This is a genomic window from Leifsonia sp. KNZ12-8B, from assembly GCF_056755495.1.
This window is the reverse complement of the sequence record NZ_JBPGXM010000100.1, coordinates 1-14,711: the sequence shown is the minus strand read 5'-3', so window position 1 is coordinate 14,711 and position 14,711 is coordinate 1. Positions and strand designations below refer to the sequence as shown.

13 protein-coding genes are annotated in these 14,711 nt (G+C 73.2%); 6 read left to right on the top strand and 7 right to left on the bottom strand.

What is annotated here, in order from left to right:
- The 3 genes from ACR9ZG_RS13865 to ACR9ZG_RS13855 all read right to left on the bottom strand — a co-directional run.
- Window positions 1-2,675, bottom strand: a 2,675-nt coding sequence (locus ACR9ZG_RS13865) for a lamin tail domain-containing protein (protein WP_481285432.1), incomplete at its 3' end; no start/stop codon positions are given.
- 81 nt (window positions 2,676-2,756) lie between these two features.
- Window positions 2,757-3,554, bottom strand: a complete 798-nt coding sequence (locus tag ACR9ZG_RS13860) for an IclR family transcriptional regulator (protein ID WP_481285431.1) — start codon at window positions 3,552-3,554, stop codon at window positions 2,757-2,759.
- A gap of 28 nt (window positions 3,555-3,582) precedes the next feature.
- Window positions 3,583-5,883 (bottom strand): FAD-dependent oxidoreductase, encoded by a 2,301-nt coding sequence (locus ACR9ZG_RS13855; protein WP_481285430.1) that lies wholly within the window; start codon window positions 5,881-5,883, stop codon window positions 3,583-3,585.
- 107 nt (window positions 5,884-5,990) lie between these two features.
- On the opposite strand from ACR9ZG_RS13855, the gene ACR9ZG_RS13850 reads away from it, so the two are divergent.
- From ACR9ZG_RS13850 to ACR9ZG_RS13840, 3 genes are read left to right on the top strand one after another with little or no spacing between them, the layout of a single operon-like run.
- Complete coding sequence (locus tag ACR9ZG_RS13850) at window positions 5,991-7,337, top strand: MFS transporter (protein ID WP_481285429.1); 1,347 nt, start codon at window positions 5,991-5,993, stop codon at window positions 7,335-7,337.
- A 49-nt stretch (window positions 7,338-7,386) separates the two neighbouring features.
- Window positions 7,387-8,376 (top strand): NAD-dependent epimerase/dehydratase family protein, encoded by a 990-nt coding sequence (locus ACR9ZG_RS13845; protein WP_481285428.1) that lies wholly within the window; start codon window positions 7,387-7,389, stop codon window positions 8,374-8,376.
- Between the two features lie 11 nt (window positions 8,377-8,387).
- Window positions 8,388-8,711 (top strand): hypothetical protein, encoded by a 324-nt coding sequence (locus ACR9ZG_RS13840; protein ID WP_481285427.1) that lies wholly within the window; start codon window positions 8,388-8,390, stop codon window positions 8,709-8,711.
- Here the strand turns inward: ACR9ZG_RS13840 and ACR9ZG_RS13835 are convergent.
- Window positions 8,692-9,333, bottom strand: a complete 642-nt coding sequence (locus ACR9ZG_RS13835) for a TetR/AcrR family transcriptional regulator (protein ID WP_481285426.1) — start codon at window positions 9,331-9,333, stop codon at window positions 8,692-8,694. The genes ACR9ZG_RS13840 and ACR9ZG_RS13835 overlap by 20 nt on opposite strands.
- An 85-nt stretch (window positions 9,334-9,418) precedes the next feature.
- On the opposite strand from ACR9ZG_RS13835, the gene ACR9ZG_RS13830 reads away from it, so the two are divergent.
- From ACR9ZG_RS13830 to ACR9ZG_RS13820, 3 genes are read left to right on the top strand one after another with little or no spacing between them, the layout of a single operon-like run.
- Window positions 9,419-10,858, top strand: a complete 1,440-nt coding sequence (locus ACR9ZG_RS13830) for a purine-cytosine permease family protein (RefSeq protein ID WP_481285425.1) — start codon at window positions 9,419-9,421, stop codon at window positions 10,856-10,858.
- Between the two features lie 11 nt (window positions 10,859-10,869).
- Window positions 10,870-12,501, top strand: coding sequence for an amidohydrolase (locus tag ACR9ZG_RS13825; RefSeq protein ID WP_481285433.1), 1,632 nt, complete (start codon window positions 10,870-10,872; stop codon window positions 12,499-12,501).
- Window positions 12,502-12,561: 60 nt separating this feature from the next.
- Complete coding sequence (locus ACR9ZG_RS13820) at window positions 12,562-13,344, top strand: SDR family NAD(P)-dependent oxidoreductase (RefSeq protein WP_481285424.1); 783 nt, start codon at window positions 12,562-12,564, stop codon at window positions 13,342-13,344.
- Here ACR9ZG_RS13820 and ACR9ZG_RS13815 read toward each other — a convergent pair.
- Genes ACR9ZG_RS13815 through ACR9ZG_RS13805 form a run of 3 tightly spaced genes read right to left on the bottom strand, consistent with a single transcriptional unit; the run spans window position 13,341 to window position 14,345 of the window.
- Window positions 13,341-14,048, bottom strand: coding sequence for an NUDIX domain-containing protein (locus tag ACR9ZG_RS13815; protein ID WP_481285423.1), 708 nt, complete (start codon window positions 14,046-14,048; stop codon window positions 13,341-13,343). The genes ACR9ZG_RS13820 and ACR9ZG_RS13815 overlap by 4 nt on opposite strands.
- 10 nt (window positions 14,049-14,058) lie before the next feature.
- Window positions 14,059-14,193, bottom strand: a complete 135-nt coding sequence (locus tag ACR9ZG_RS13810) for a hypothetical protein (protein WP_481285422.1) — start codon at window positions 14,191-14,193, stop codon at window positions 14,059-14,061.
- On the bottom strand, window positions 14,190-14,345 hold the full coding sequence (locus ACR9ZG_RS13805; RefSeq protein WP_481285421.1) for a hypothetical protein: 156 nt from the start codon (window positions 14,343-14,345) through the stop codon (window positions 14,190-14,192). The genes ACR9ZG_RS13810 and ACR9ZG_RS13805 overlap by 4 nt, the downstream gene beginning before the upstream one ends.
- Between the last annotated feature and the right edge of the window lie 366 nt (window positions 14,346-14,711).

The window sequence follows — 14,711 nt, the reverse complement described above, 5'->3', positions numbered from 1 at the left end:
CCCCGCCCCCCGCCCCCCCCCCCCCCCCCCCCCCGGGCGGCCCCGCCCCGGGCGCGGGGGGCGGCGGGCCCGCGGCCCGCGCGGGGGGGGGCGGGGGCGGGGGCGGCGCCGCCGCCCGACCCGGCGCCGGCGACCGGTCCGGGCCCTGCGACGGCCGCGGTCACCGTGAACGCGGCGGAGGCCACGACCGTGCCGTTCACCGACGCCGTGACGGTGTGCGCGCCGACCGGAACCGCGGGCACGGCGAAGGCGAAGCGCACCGAGCCGTCGGCCGCGGCGGTCGCCGTCCCCAGCTCGACCGGGGTGGAGTTGAACACGAACGAGATCCGGCTGCCGGCCGCGAAGCCCGCGCCGGAGGCCGTGACGGTCGTGCCGACCGCGCCGGACCCCGCGGAGAGCGTCAGCGTCGCGGCCGGGTCCTCCGGGGCCGACGGCGTCGGCACGCCCTGGTCGCCCAGGGCGAGGTCGCAGTCGATGCGGCCGCTGTAGAGCGCGTGGCCCTCGGTCGGGCTGCCCGCGCCGGCGCCGGAGCTGCCGTCGTCCGACCACACCGCCTCCCTCGTTCCGGCGGCGCAGGTCGAGGCGGGGGCGAGCGCGAAGCCCTCGATGTTGTCGGCGGGGAGGCCGGCCGGCTTCGCGTAGGCGACGTCCGGCACGATCGAGCCGGTCGTGCTCACCTTCAGCAGGGTGGAGACGACGCCGCAGGTGTTGTCGCAGAGCGCCCAGATCCGCTGCGTGGCCGCGTCGTACTGCGCGTCCATCACGTGGCCCATGCCGGTGTCCACGACCGCGACGCGGTGGAAGCTGCGGTCGCTGTTCAGCGCGTAGGCGTACAGCTTGCCGTCGTTCTCCAGCGCGGCGAAGTAGAGGCCGGTTCCGTGCAGCGGGTAGTCCGCCGGCCGGTAGGTCTTCCCCGTCGACTGGTCGACGAACCCGTACCGGGTGAGGTAGGAGTCCGGCACGAAGGTCACGCCCTCGAAGCCGAGGTTCGCCTCCGTCTTGTTCCCGGCGTGCAGCTCGGGGAACTCCGCCGTCAGGTTCCACTGGTCCGTCGCGACGAGCTGCGTGCCCGGGGCGGTGGGGTCGATGCGGAGGATCGAGTTCAGCGGGATGGTGTTCGTGGCGTTGTTGCGCTCGGTGGTGACGTAGAGCGCGCCGTCCGGGCCGATGGTCAGGCCCTCGGAGTCGGGCTGGTTGGTAGCCGTGTCGGTGCTGCCCGGGAAGAAGATCTGCTTCCCGGCGCCCCAGCCGTTGGCCCTGTCAGGCACCCAGAGGTCGCCCTGCTTGACCATCCGGTAGACCCAGCTCTTGTTCTTGACCGAGTAGAGGACGTTCGGGTCCTTCGGATCGAAGACGAGGCCGCTGACGTCGCGGCCCTCGGGACCGGTCGTGGTCTTCCAGGCGCACTGCTGGTCGGCGACCGCGACGTCGGCGCTGCCGGGCCACGCGCCCGGGGTGAGCGCACCGGCCGGGAGCGTCCCGGTGCCGGAGGGCGCTTCCGGCTCGCAGTTCAGGGTCGGCCCGTTGCCGCCGTCGGCGGGGTTGGTGAGCACGGTATTGCAGGCGTCGGCGTTGGACGCGCCGAAGCTCTTGTCCGCGACCGACACGAAGGCGCCGCTGCCGTCCTCGCAGCGGGCGTACGCGCCGGCGCCGAACCCGTTGCCCTCGTCCGTGCCCGCCTCTCCGGCGGTGTAGTCGACCGCGTCGACCAGCGTGCCCGCCGTGCCGTTCGCGCCGTCCGGGAGGTACACCTTCACGCTGTCGCCGCCGCTGCCGAGGCCCTTGGTCGACGAGAAGTAGACGAAGCCGTGCGCCGGGATGCTCGTCGTGGCGGTGCCGTCTGGCAGCTTCGCCGCGAAGGGGGTGGCAGCGGAGGCCGCTCCGCTGTCGATCTGCAGCCAGCCGTCGATGCCGACGGCCGCGTCGCCGCTGTTGTACAGCTCCACCGCGTCGCCGACCGGGGTGGCGCCGTTGTCCGACGACACCTCGTTGATGCGCACGGCCGACCAGTCGGGGGTGCCGCCAGCCGGGGCGAACCGGCTCGTGCCGGGAGACCCGATGTCGCTCCCACCCGCCGCCGGGACCGAGAGGCGCGACGACTCCGCGTCGCCGACGACCGAGAGCTGCCACTGCGACGCGTCGTTCGCGCCCAGCGCGGCCGCGGTCGCCGGGATGCCGGAGACGCCCTGCGTGCGCGGTCCCTTGGTCGTGTCCGTCGCCTGGTCGTTGAAGGTCAGCCGGTCCACGAGGTTCGCGACCGGGTCCGGCCCGTCGAAGATGTTGATCTCGTCGGCGCGACCGAGGCCGACCGTGTTCCCGGCGAGGATCTTCACCCCGCCGCCGAGCCCCCACTCGGCGCGGAAGGCGGCGTCCGCCGACTCGGTCACGATCGCCGACTCGCCGACGGCCAGGGTGCCGAGGCTGTCGAGCGGGACCGACCCCGGCGTGCGGCTGTCATCGTCGAACGACCAGCCGGCGAGGCTGACCGGCGCCGTGCCGAGGTTGGTGAGCTCGAAGAACTCGCCGGAGGAGTTCACCGGGTTGTACATCCACTCGGTGATCCGCACGTCCGGTGTCGCCGCGGCCTGCGCGGCGGTGGGGACCGCGATGGCGAGAGCGCCTGCGGTGGCGGCGGCCGCGATGGCCCCCGCGGCTCGGGTGAGGTGAAGTCGCATGGACCGGACGCTAGTGACGCCGCCGATCCGGCATGGGAAGGGCAGGTGAACGGCAGGGAAACGCGCCGGCCCGGCGCAGGGCTACCGGCGCGCGGCCGCGACCGGGTGCGGCACCGCGGTGATGAGACCGAGGCCGACGCTGATCCGGTCGGCCGTCTCGATGAGCTGCTCGATGATGGTGTCGCGGTCGCGCTCGCGCATCACCGACAGCCGGCCGGAGACCGAGATCGCCGCGACGACGTCGCCCGTCGCATCCCGGATGGGCGCGGCCAGCCCCGACCGGCCCAGCGCCAGCTCCTGCTCCTCGAAGCAGACGCCGCGCGCCGCCGCCGCGGTCAGCTCGGCGGTCAGCGCGGCGTGGTCGGTGATCGTGTTGGCGGTGTACGCGGGGAGGTCGTCGCCGAGCTGCTCCCGACGCTCCGCCTCGGTGAGGTCGAGCAGGAGGCACTTGCCCAGGGCCGAGGCGTGCAGCGGCTGCCCCATCCCGACCATCGTGTGCGACTTGGGCGCGAGCGCGCCCTCGAAATGGCAGAGGTAGACGACGCTCGCTCCGTCGCGGACGCCCACATTGACGCTGAGCCCGATCCGCTGGGCCAGCTCCTGCGCGGCCGCGCGCGCCTCCCGGTGCACGGGGTTCTGGTTCAGGCCGTGGCTCGCCAGCTCGAGGATGGCGGTCCCGATCGAGTAGAAGCCGGTCGCCGGGTCGCGGCGCACGTAGCCCAGCTCCTCCAAGGAGGCCAGCAGGCGTGCGGTGGTCGAGGCGCCGAGCCCGATGGCGCGGGCCACGTCGGAGGCGCGCACCGTCTCGGAGGTGGCGGCGCCGATCGCGCTCAGCGCGGCGGCGGCGCGGCCGATGCCCTGTTGGATCTCGGCAGGCACGGGCGTCTCCTCTCGGTGCGGCGCGCGGTCAGCTCCAGGGGTGCGTGCGACCGCTCGGTTCAGAGTATGCCTTGAGCGCCGAGACCGTGACGACGCGGGCGCCTCCCGTGGCCAGGGCGGTGAGGCGCAGCGCGTCCGCCTCGACCGGATCGAGGTCGTGGATGCGGTGGCGGTGCCGGTTGCCGGTCACCTCGGCGACCGTGACCCAGTCGCCGGCGACCCTGGCCTCCACCCGGTAGTCCGTCACGAGCTCGGGCACGACCTCGAAGTCGGTGCGGTGGTGGTGCAGGTTGACGAGGTCCTCGTCCACGTCGTCGTTGAAGACGATGCGGACCGATCCGAGCCGCACGGGCTCCGGCCACTCCAGGCGGATGCTCTCGGGGGCTTCGCGCAGGGCCGCGGGATCGGCCACGACCGCCGACGACCAGAGGTGCGGCCCGCCGAACGGCCGCTGGTACCCGTCGACCACGAGCTCCGGGCGATAGGCGGCGGTGGCGGGGGAGGCCGTGAAGGCGAAGCTGCGGCGGCGCAGCTTGCGCGCCACCCAGTCGGTGACCGGCTGGTCCTGCTCCTCGGCGATGTGGTGGTCGAAGGCGGCGTCGGCGGCGAGGCGACGTTCGAGCGCCAGCACGCCGTAGGGCCGATCGACGGTGAGGAGGAGGCTCGCGCCGGCCGCCGCCCTGACCACGACCACGCCGTTGCACGCGGCCTCGGGCGCCCAGTCGAAGCGGGCGGTCGCCGTCGCCGCGCCGTCGCCGTCCGCGACCACCGGTGCCGTGGTGGACAGGACGTGCTCGATCGGGGCGTAGTTCTGCGGCTTGCCGGTGGTCCACAGCTCCACGGCCAGCTCGGTGCCGAGCGGGGCGTCGACCGCGAACGTGATGCCGTCGAGTCGGGGGTCGACCGGGAGCACGAGCGCGACATCCCGCTCCAGCGGGTACCGCTCGCCGGTCGCGGTGGAGAGCGTCTCCAGCGTGCCGAGCGTGCTCGTCGCCGAGACCTGCGCCGCCGGCGCGAGGTCGTCCGGGTCGGCGACCCGCAGCCCCACCACCGGGGCGTCCTCGCGGTGCAGCGTGCGCCGCAGGAGGTCGAGGTGGTCGCTCCCGAGCGCCCGCGGGGTCACGCCGAGCCGCGCGACGAGCGAGGCCGCGGTGCCGGCGGCCTGTCCCTGCGTGGAGCAGGTCGCCATGACGCGCGTCGAGCCGAAGGCCACGTGCGAGGCCGAGATGTCGCGGCCGGCGAACAGGAGGTTGTCCACGTTGCGCGAGTAGAGGGAGCGGAAGGGGATGTCGTACGTGCCGGCGCTGTAGCGCTGCTGCGCACCCGCGCGCTCGGCGTAGACGCCCTCGACCGGGTGCAGGTCGATCGACCAGCCGCCGAACGCGACCGCGTCGTCGAACGAGCGCTGCTCGAGGATGTCGTTCTGGGTGAGGGTGTGGTCGCCCACGAACCGGCGGTACTCCCGCTTGCCCGGCAGCGAGCCGACCCACTCCAGGGTCAGGTTCTCGGCGTCGAAGGCGCCGGAGTTCTTGATGTGGTCCCAGATGCCGAAGACGACGCCCCACAGCTCGTCGCGGATGCGCTCGTTCTCGGTGACCGTGTCGAGCTCGCCGCCCCACTCGATCCACCAGTAGTCGCAGCCGTTGTCGCCGGTGCGGATGATCCGGTTGGCGAGGATGGGCGTCGACCCGATGTCCTTCGCGATGCTCGGCGGGACGAAGCGCGACGGCCGTCCCGCGTCCTTCGTGTAGAAGAAGAGGGAGCTGCCGAGCAGCTCGTCGTCCGGCTCCTCCGGCGCCCACTCCTCGCCGTACTCGGCGCGCGACTCGCGGCCGATCCGGTACTCCGCCCCGGCGAGGTGGCCGATGAGGCCGTCGCCGGTGCAGTCGAGGAAGACCGGCGCCTCGAAGGTCGTCTCCAGCTCGCTGCCCATCGTCCACCCGGTCACCGACCGGATCGTCGTGCCGCCGTCGTCCATGCGCACGCTGCGGACGTCCGTGTTGAGGTGGAGGCGCAGGTTAGGCTCCGCCCTGACCAGGTCGAGCACGACCTGGTCCCAGTAGTGCGGGTTGCCCTCGGCGTTGCGGTACTGGTTCTCGACGAAGAGCTCGCCCATGATCCCGGTCTCCCGCGAGAAGCGCTGCGTGCCGTGCGCCGTCGCTCCGACCACCCACACGCGCACCTCGCTGGAGGAGTTGCCGCCCAGGACGGGCCGGTTGGTGACCAGGGCGACGGACGAGCCGAGCCGGGCCGCGGCGACCGCCGCCGACACTCCGGCGAGCCCGCCCCCGATGACGACGACGTCCGTGGTGCTCGTGCGCTGTTGCATGGCTCGACCGTACCACGGAGCGGAACATTGTTATCAGTGAGTGGTAAATCTGTGCCGCGAGGTGGTACATTGAACGCCACTCGTCCGACAATGATGTAGGAGCCCCCATGACCCAGCCCCAGAACGTCGACACGGTCCCCGACGCCGCTGCCGCCTCCGCCGCCACCCCGCTCGACGACGCCGCCCGCGCGCAACGCATGCGCAAGGTGATCATGGCGGCGGGCGCCGGTCACTTCGTCGAATGGTTCGACTTCGGCCTCTACGGCACGCTGGCGACCGTCATCAGCCTCAACTTCTTCCAGCAGGGCAACGCGCAGGCGGCCCTGCTCTCGGCCTTCGCCGTCTTCGGCGCCGGCTTCGTCATGCGCCCGCTCGGCGGCCTGTTCTGGGGGTCGCTCGGCGACCGCATCGGCCGCCGGACGACGCTGGCCACCGTGATCCTGGTCACCTCCGGCGCGACCGTCGTCATGGGACTGCTGCCCACGTACGACATGGTCGGGCTGTGGGCGCCGCTGCTGCTCGTGATCGTGCGCCTGGTGCAGGGCTTCGCGGCCGGCGGCGAGAGCTCCGGCGCGACCACCCTGCTCGCCGAGTACGCCCCCTCCAACCGGCGCGGCTTCGTCTCCAGCTTCGTCGACGTCTTCGGCTTCGCCGCCTTCGTGGTGGGCGCGGGGCTCGTGCTCATCTTCACCTCCACCCTCGGCACCGAGGCGCTGAACAGCTGGGGATGGCGTCTGCTGTTCCTCCTCGCGCTCCCGCTGGGCCTCGCCGGCCTGTACCTCCGCCGCAAGCTCGAAGACACCCCGGAGTTCCGTGCCGTCCAGGCGAAGGGGGATGTCAGCGCCTCGCCGCTGCGCACCTCCCTCCGCACCTCGTGGCGCGCCCTGCTCTTCTGCGTCGGCTTCGTCGTCATCAAGGCGGTCGGGCACTGGACGCTGCAGACGTTCATGCCGTCGTACCTGCAGACGGATCTGCACTACACGCAGCCGATGAGCTACGGGGTCACCGTCATCGGCCTCCTCGCCATCGCGATCCTGGTGCCGTTCATGGGCCTGCTGAGCGACAAGATCGGCCGCAAGCCGGTGATGATCGCGGGCTGCGCCGGCTTCCTCGTGCTGACCTACCCGACCCTCATGCTGATGAGCGCTGGCAACTTCCTGGCCGCGACCGTCGCGATGGTCCTCCTCGGCATCTTCATGGCGGCCTTCGACGGCGCGTCGAGCGCGGCGATGGCGGAGCTGTTCCCGACCAACATCCGCTACGGCAGCATGGCGATCGCGTACAACTTCTCCGTCGCGATCTTCGGTGGCATCACCCCGTACTTCGCGACCTTCCTGATCGCCTCCACGGGCAACACCTTCGCCCCGGCCTTCTACATCATGGCGGCCGCGCTGATCACCCTCATCACGGTCCTGCGGGCGCGCGAGACCTTCCGCAAGCCGCTCGAAGTCTGACCAGGCGCGCCCGGCCCGACCTCCACCCCGTCACCCTAGGAGCATCCGCATGCACATCGCCGTCACCGGCGCCTCCGGCCGCGTCGGCCGTGCCGTCACCGCCCAGCTCGTCGAGCGCGGCCACCGCGTCCTCGGCCTCGACCTGGTCGCCCCGCGCGAGCCGGTCGCCGGCGCCGACTACCTCGTCGGCGACCTGGCCGACCTCCCGGCGGAGGACCCGCGCCTGGCCGGGGTGGAGGCGGTCGCGCACCTGGGCGCGTACATGTCGTGGAACCCGGCGGACGCCGAGAAGCTGTTCCACGCCAACGTCACCGCGACCATGCGCCTGATCCGCGCGCTCGGCCCGTCGGTCCGCCGTTTCGTGCTCGCCTCCACCGGCGAGGTCTATCCGGAGAACGCGCCCGTCTACCAGCCGCTCGACGAGGACCACCCGCGCCTGCCGACCACCTGGTACGGCGAGAGCAAGGTGCTGGCGGAGGAGCTCGTCGCCTTCGCCGGCCGCGGCAACGGCTGGGACACGGTCGTGCTGCGCTTCTCGCACACGCAGGACCCGGCCGAGATCCTCGACCCCGACTCGTTCTTCTCGGGGCCGCGGTTCTTCGCGAGCCGGCGCATCGAGCGCGAGCGCACGGCCGGCAACACCGAGGTCGTCGCCGCGCTGGAGCCGTTCGCGGGCGACGACGAGACGCTGCTGGTGGCCTCCCGGGCGGACGGCGCGCCGGTGCAGATGGGCATCCTGGCGACGCCGGACCTCGCGGCCGGCGTGGTGCTCGCACTCGAGGCCGGCACCACCGGACACGAGGTGATCGGCCTGGGGCCCGACGAGCCGACCGATCTCGGCGTCTTCGCGCGCGAGCTGGCGGAGGCCGCCGGCCTCGGCACGGTCGAGGTGACGCTGCCGGTGAGCGCGCCGAGCTACACCACGTCGAACGCCCGCGCCCGCGACCTCCTGGGCTTCCGCCCGTCCATCGACCGGGCCGAGTTCGTCCGGCGCGCGGTGGAGGCGCGGCGCAGCCGGCTGAGCGGAGCACGCGGGTAGCGTCGTCCGATGTGATCCGCTACTGCCCCAGCCGCAACGCCGGGCGCCGCTGCACCAAGCAGGAGGGGCACCCCGGCCTGCACCGCAACGGCGCCCTGCTGTGGAACGACACCGGAGCCGACCCGCTGCACTGCCCCGGCTCCGGCAGCCCCGGAACGCCCGCCGCGACCCTCCCCGACGGCTACCCGGGCGGGAGGGCGCTGTGCGAGCGGTGCCTGCGGTTCGTCCCGCTGGACGCCGAGGGGCGGCTCGTCGGCCACGACACGAGCGACCAGGACGAGTCGGAAGCCGAGCTCGCCGACCGCCGCGCGTGGTTCAACGCGCACGGCTGGTGACGGGAGGGGTGCGCAGCGCGCCCTGCTCCAGCCCCAGCGTCCACTCGGCCACGTCCGAGACGAAGTGCACCTGGGCAGGGTTGCTCAGGTCCGCTGTGCTGTTGACGTAGGAGCCGCCGCCGTCGACGGCGATCAGGATGCGGATGGCCGCCGCCTCCGCATCCACCTCGGCGAAGTCGCCGGTCGCGATGCCGTCCTGGATGAGCGCGCGGAGGCGGGCGCGGTCGAGCGCGTCCTGCTCCTGCAGGGTCTCCTCCAGCGAGGGGGTGAACCGGGAGAGGTGCCGGGCGTTCAGCCACAGCCGGGCCAGCGGGAGCGACGCCCGCGTCTCGATGTGGTGGAGGAAGTGCCGCATGCGCGTCAGCGGCGGCCCCTCGGCGGGGAAGAAGCGCTCGCGCTCGATCGTCGCCGCGCGCACGAACGCCTCCTCGACGAGGTCCTCCGCGGCCGGGAAGTAGTGCGAGATCAGCCCCGGCCGCACGCCGAGGCGGGTCGCCACGGCCCGCAGCGTGATGCGCTCGAGCCCCTCGTCGAGCGCGATGGCGGCCGCCGTCGCGAGGATCTCCTCCCGGCGCTCCTGTGCCGGTTTGCGAATGCGGGGAGCGGTCGCTCTTGACTGCATGACACCCATGCTATTGAATAGGCGACCAACAAGCGTATTGGGCGCATGACCAACAGCGATGGAGCTGCGTCAGGAGAGGAATCCCATGTCCCAGGCACCGACAGGCACGGAGGCCGGCGAGCGGTTCGTCGACGCCTCCACCCAGCCAGAGACCCGCGGCATCGAGGTCATCGGCGACGCAGAGCGCCACGGCCGCGCCCGCGACCTCTTCTTCGTGTGGGCGGCGCCGGGCGTCAGCATCCTCAACTTCACGATCGGCGCGACGCTCATCCTGCTCGGGCTGGAGGTGTGGCAGGCCATCGCGGTGATCCTCGCCGCCGCGCTGCTCTGGGTCTTCCCCGGCGTGATCGCGGCGAGCGGACCGGCGGCCGGCACCTCCGGATCGGTCGTCACGCGCGCCATGTACGGCATCGTCGGCAACAAGCTCTTCGTCGCGTTCGTCGGCTGGTTCATCGGCGCCGTGTTCCTGTCGCTGACCTGGCTGGCCTCGTCCTTCATGGGTGCCGACCTGCTGCGCCGGATCGGGCTCTCCGACCCGGTGTGGGTGCCGATCGGCGTGACGATCGTCGTCTCGGCGGTGACCATCCTCGTCGCGATCTTCGGGCACGGTCTGATCCTGCGGATCTACCCCGCGATGGCGATCGTGCTGTTCGTCATCTTCGTGCTCGTGTCGGCGTTCATCCTGCCGACCGTCGACTGGTCGTACCATCCGGCCGAGCCGCTCAGCGGGGGAGCGCTGTGGTCGGCCATCTCGATCGGGTTCACGATCCTGGCCTCCACACCGCTGTCGTTCATCAACAGCCCGGACATCGCGCGCTACCTGCCGCGGTCGACGCGGCCGTCGCACATCGCGGCCGCCACGGCGTTCGGCGGTGCACTGCCCTTCGTCGTGTTCACCGGGGTCGGCGTGCTGATGGCCACCGGGCTGAAGGCGAGCGCCTTCGACGCGGGCATCGACGTGGCGCTGTTCGACCTGCTCCCCGCCTGGGTCGGGCCGCTGCTCGTGATCGGCGTCATCGTCAACACCATCGCGCTCAACGCCATGACGACCTACACGTCGAGCATGGCGCTGCAGGCGATCGGCTTCCGGCTGCGCCGCATCCCGGCGGCCATCATCGTGGGGGTCGTCGGCACCGCGCTCACGATCTACCTGGTGCTGTCGTCGAGCCTGCTGGAGGCGGCCAACCTCCTCCTGCAGTTCCTCGTCATCGTGTCGGGACCGGCGATGGCGATCTACGCGGTCGACGTGATCCGGCGGCGGTACGTGTACGACGGCGCCGACCTGTTCGACACCGGCCGCGGCGGCCGCTACTGGTACACCGGCGGCTGGAGCATCCCGGGCATCGTCGCCCTGCTGCTCGGCGGCCTCGCCACGGCCCTCTGCCTCGCGACGGACGTCTGGGCCGGCCCGATCGCGCAGCTCACCGGGCACATCGACCTGTCGGTGCCGGTCGGGATGCTGGTCGCCGGCGCCGCGTACGCGCTGCTCGCCCGCACCCGGCTCGGAGAGGAGGGACGGAAGTGACCGACCCCACCATGACCACCACCACGACGCCCACCACCACGCTGTACCGCGGCGGCCGCGTCTTCACCGCCTCCACCGACCCGGCCGCGGCGTGGGCCGGGGCCATCGCCGTGACCGGGGACACCATCGCGTGGATCGGGGAGCCGGCCGACGCGCCGGCCGCCGACCGCGTCGTCGACCTCGGCGGACGACTCGTGCTGCCCGGCTTCACCGACGCGCACACGCACCTGCTCATGATGGGTGCCGCGCTCGCCCAGGTGTACCTGACCGAGGCGCGCGACCTCGAGGACGTCCAGAGGATGCTGCGGGAGGCCCGCGCGGCCGAGCCCGCCGCCACGGCCCTGCGCGGCCGGGGCTGGCTGTTCGACGTGATCCCCGGCGGGATGCCGACCGCCGCCATGATCGACGCCGCCGTGTCCGACATCCCGGTGTACCTGGATGCCAACGACTACCACTCCTGCTGGGTGAACGCCGCCGCGCTGGCCGAGCTCGGCATCACCCGCGACACCCCCGACCCGATCGGCGGCGAGATCGTGCGCGACACCGACGGCGAGCCGACCGGGCTGCTGCTGGAGACCGCGGCGACCCAGTACGCCTGGGCGCAGCGCGACGCCGCCACCACCGACGACGACCGCGACGCCGAGGTGGAGCGGGCGCTCGCCGCCTACCTCGCGACCGGCGTCACCGGCGCGGTCGACATGGCGCTGGACGAGTTCGGGCTCGCGGCCCTGCAGCGCGCCCAGGAGCGGCGCGGAGGCGAGCTGCCGATCCGCGTGGCGGCGCACTGGCTCGTCACGAACACCGGGGACGACGCGGCCAACCTCGCCCAGGTGCAGCGGGCCGCCGAGCTGGCCGCGGCGCCGGCCACGCCGTGGCTGCGGGTGGTCGGCATCAAGCTCATCCTCGACGGCGTCATCGACGCCTGCACCGCGGCGATGCGGCAGCCGTACGCGAACGGGACGACCGCGGACCCGATCTGGCCGCCCGACCGGCTGAACCCGGTGGTCGCCGCCGCAGACGCGGCCGGGCTGCAGATCGCGCAGCACGCGATCGGCGACTACGCCAGCGAGATCGCCCTCGATGCGATCGAGCACGCGGTGGCCGTCAACGGCGACCGCCCGCGCCGCCACCGCATCGAGCACCTCGAGTACGCGGCCCCCGGGACCGCGGAGCGGATGGCGCGGCTGGGCGTGATTGCGTCGATGCAGCCGGTCCACTCCGACCCGGCGATCTTCGAGAACTGGGTGCAGATGCTCGGCGACGACCGGGTCGAGCGCGCCTTCCCGTGGCCGGAGTACGAGGACGCGGGAGCCCTGCTGGCGTTCTCGACCGACTCGCCGACGGCGCCGCACCACGCGCTGGCGAACATGTACGTGGCCTCGACCAGGGCGTCGGCCCTGAAGCCGGCCATCGGGGCGGTGCAGCCGCAGCACGCCGTGCCGCTGGAGAACGCCATCGCGCACGCCACCCGCGACGCGGCCGCCTCGGTGGGCGACGGCGCGTGGCGCGGCCGCATCGCCCCCGGGCAGGCGGCCGACCTGGTCGTGCTCGACGCCGACGTGTTCGAGCGCGGTCCCGCCTCCCTGCTGACCGCCCGGGTCGTCGAGACGATCGTGGCGGGGCGGACGCGGTACACCGCCTAGGCCGGGGCCCGGGACCGGCGCCTGGGAGGATGGACCCACGACGACCCCGAGGAGCCCGCCATGAGCACGATCGACGCCTTCCGCCTCGACGGCCGGCACGTCCTGGTGACGGGCGGCCGTCGCGGGCTCGGCCGGGCGATGGCCGAGGCCGTAGCCGACGCCGGTGCGGCGGTGACGATCACCGGCCGTTCGCGTGAGGAGGCGGAGGCCGCGGCCGCGGAGCTGCGGGCGCGCGGCCTGCGCGTCCGCGGCGACGCGCTCGAGGTGACGGACCGGGAGGACGTGGCGCGCGCCTTCGCCGAGGCCGCGGACGCGTTCGGGCCCGTCACCGGCCTGATCAACAACGCGGGCGTGTCGATCGGCGCCACGGCGCTGGAGACCACTCCCGAGATCTACCGCACGGTCATGGGGACCAACGTGGACGGCGTCTGGAACTGCTCGCTGGAGTTCGCGCGGCGGCTGCCCGCCGATCCGCCTTCTCCGGCGGCCGACGCGACCATCCTCAACGTCGGCTCGATGTCGGCCGAGATCGTGAACCGCCCGCGCTGGCAGGCGCCGTACCTCGCCTCGAAGGCGGCGGTGCACCAGCTCACCAAGGCGCTGGCGGCGGAGTGGGCCGACCGCGGCATCCGCGTCAACGCGATCGCGCCCGGCTACTTCCTCACCGAGCAGTCGCCGGTCGACCGGCCCGAGTACTACGCCGACTGCGTCGCCCCGGCCGCGCTCAAGCGCTACGGCCTGCCGGCCGAGCTGGGGCCGGCGGCGGTGTTCCTGCTGTCGGGCGCCTCCAGCTTCATGACCGGGTCGATCGTGACGATCGACGGCGGCTACACGCTGTTCTAGCCGGCGCTCCCCGGCGCGAACGGACCCGAGAGCGCCGCCCACTGGAGCATCATGATCGTCTTGGCGTCGACGATGTCGGCCCCGATGCGGGCGAGGGCGTCGGCGAAGGGGAGTTCGAGCACCTCGACGTCCTCGCCCTCGTCCGCGAGCCCCGCCCGGCTGCCGTGCACGACGTCGCCGCGGCGGTAGGGCGCGGCGAAGAAGTGGAGGCGCTCGGTGACCGAGCCCGGGCTCATGAACACCTCGAAGACCGGCTCGACGGCGCCGACCGCGAGCCCGACCTCCTCCTGCACCTCGCGGCGGATCGCCTCCTCGGGAGCGTCCTCGTCGAGCAGGCCGGCCGGAAGCTCGATCAGCATGCCGTCGGGATGCCCGTTGACGTAGGCGGCGTAGCGGAACTGCCGCACCAGCAGCACGGTGCGCGCCTCCGACTCGTAGAGGAAGAGGCACGCGCCGTCGCCGCGGTCGTAGGTCTCGCGCTCGTGCACCTCCCAGGTCCCGTCGGCGCGCTGGTAGTCGAACGCGGTCGTGCGCGTGACGTACCAGTTGGAGGCGAGCACGCGCACGTCGCGCACGCGCACGCGTGGATTGCGGTCGAGGTCGCGGCCCACGCGATCGAGGCCGGTGCGGCCCCGCCGGTCGGGGACATCGATGCCGGGGATGCCGGCGCCGGGCGCGGCATGGGTCTGCTGCTCGTCGTCCATCGGGTCGAGCCTAGGCGACCGGCCGTGGCGATGGTCCGAGGAAGAGGGAGGCGGCCAGCGCAGCGCTCGCGAACGTGATCGCGGCGCGGCGGCGCAACGGCTCCCAGCGCGGCTTGACGTGCCTGCCCGGCCGGCGGCCGCTCATCGCACGGGCCCCAGGAGCAGCTCGGCCTGCACGGCCGCGATGGCGTGCTCGGCGTCGGCCTGACGGCGGGCGCGGTGACCAGCCGGACGGGGAGTGCGGGCGCGGAGGGGCGCGACCAGCGCACGGAGGCTGCGCAGCGTGGCGCGGAACATGAGGTGTCCTTTCGGAAGCAGTGGCGAGGGGGATGGCGCATGAGGAGGGGCCGTCTCCGATAGGGTTGGGAGACGGCCCCGCGCCGGTGGGGCGCTGACCCACACCCCCAGGCGGGGGGCGGCAGCCCACCCGGCGCTGCCGGCGCGCGACCCGAATCGCGGTGAGTCCCAGCAGCACGAGAGCCAGCGGCAGCGACACAACCGCGGGGAGCGGCAGGTCGGAGCCCGTGCTGGCGAGCTCGGAGGTCGTGTCGGCGGTGTCGCCGGCGGTGAGGGTCGGCCGGGCGGGAGTCGCGGGTGCGCCTCCCTGGGCCGGGATGACCGGGGCGGCCGGGGCGGTCGGGCCGGCGGGGCCCTGGTCGGTCG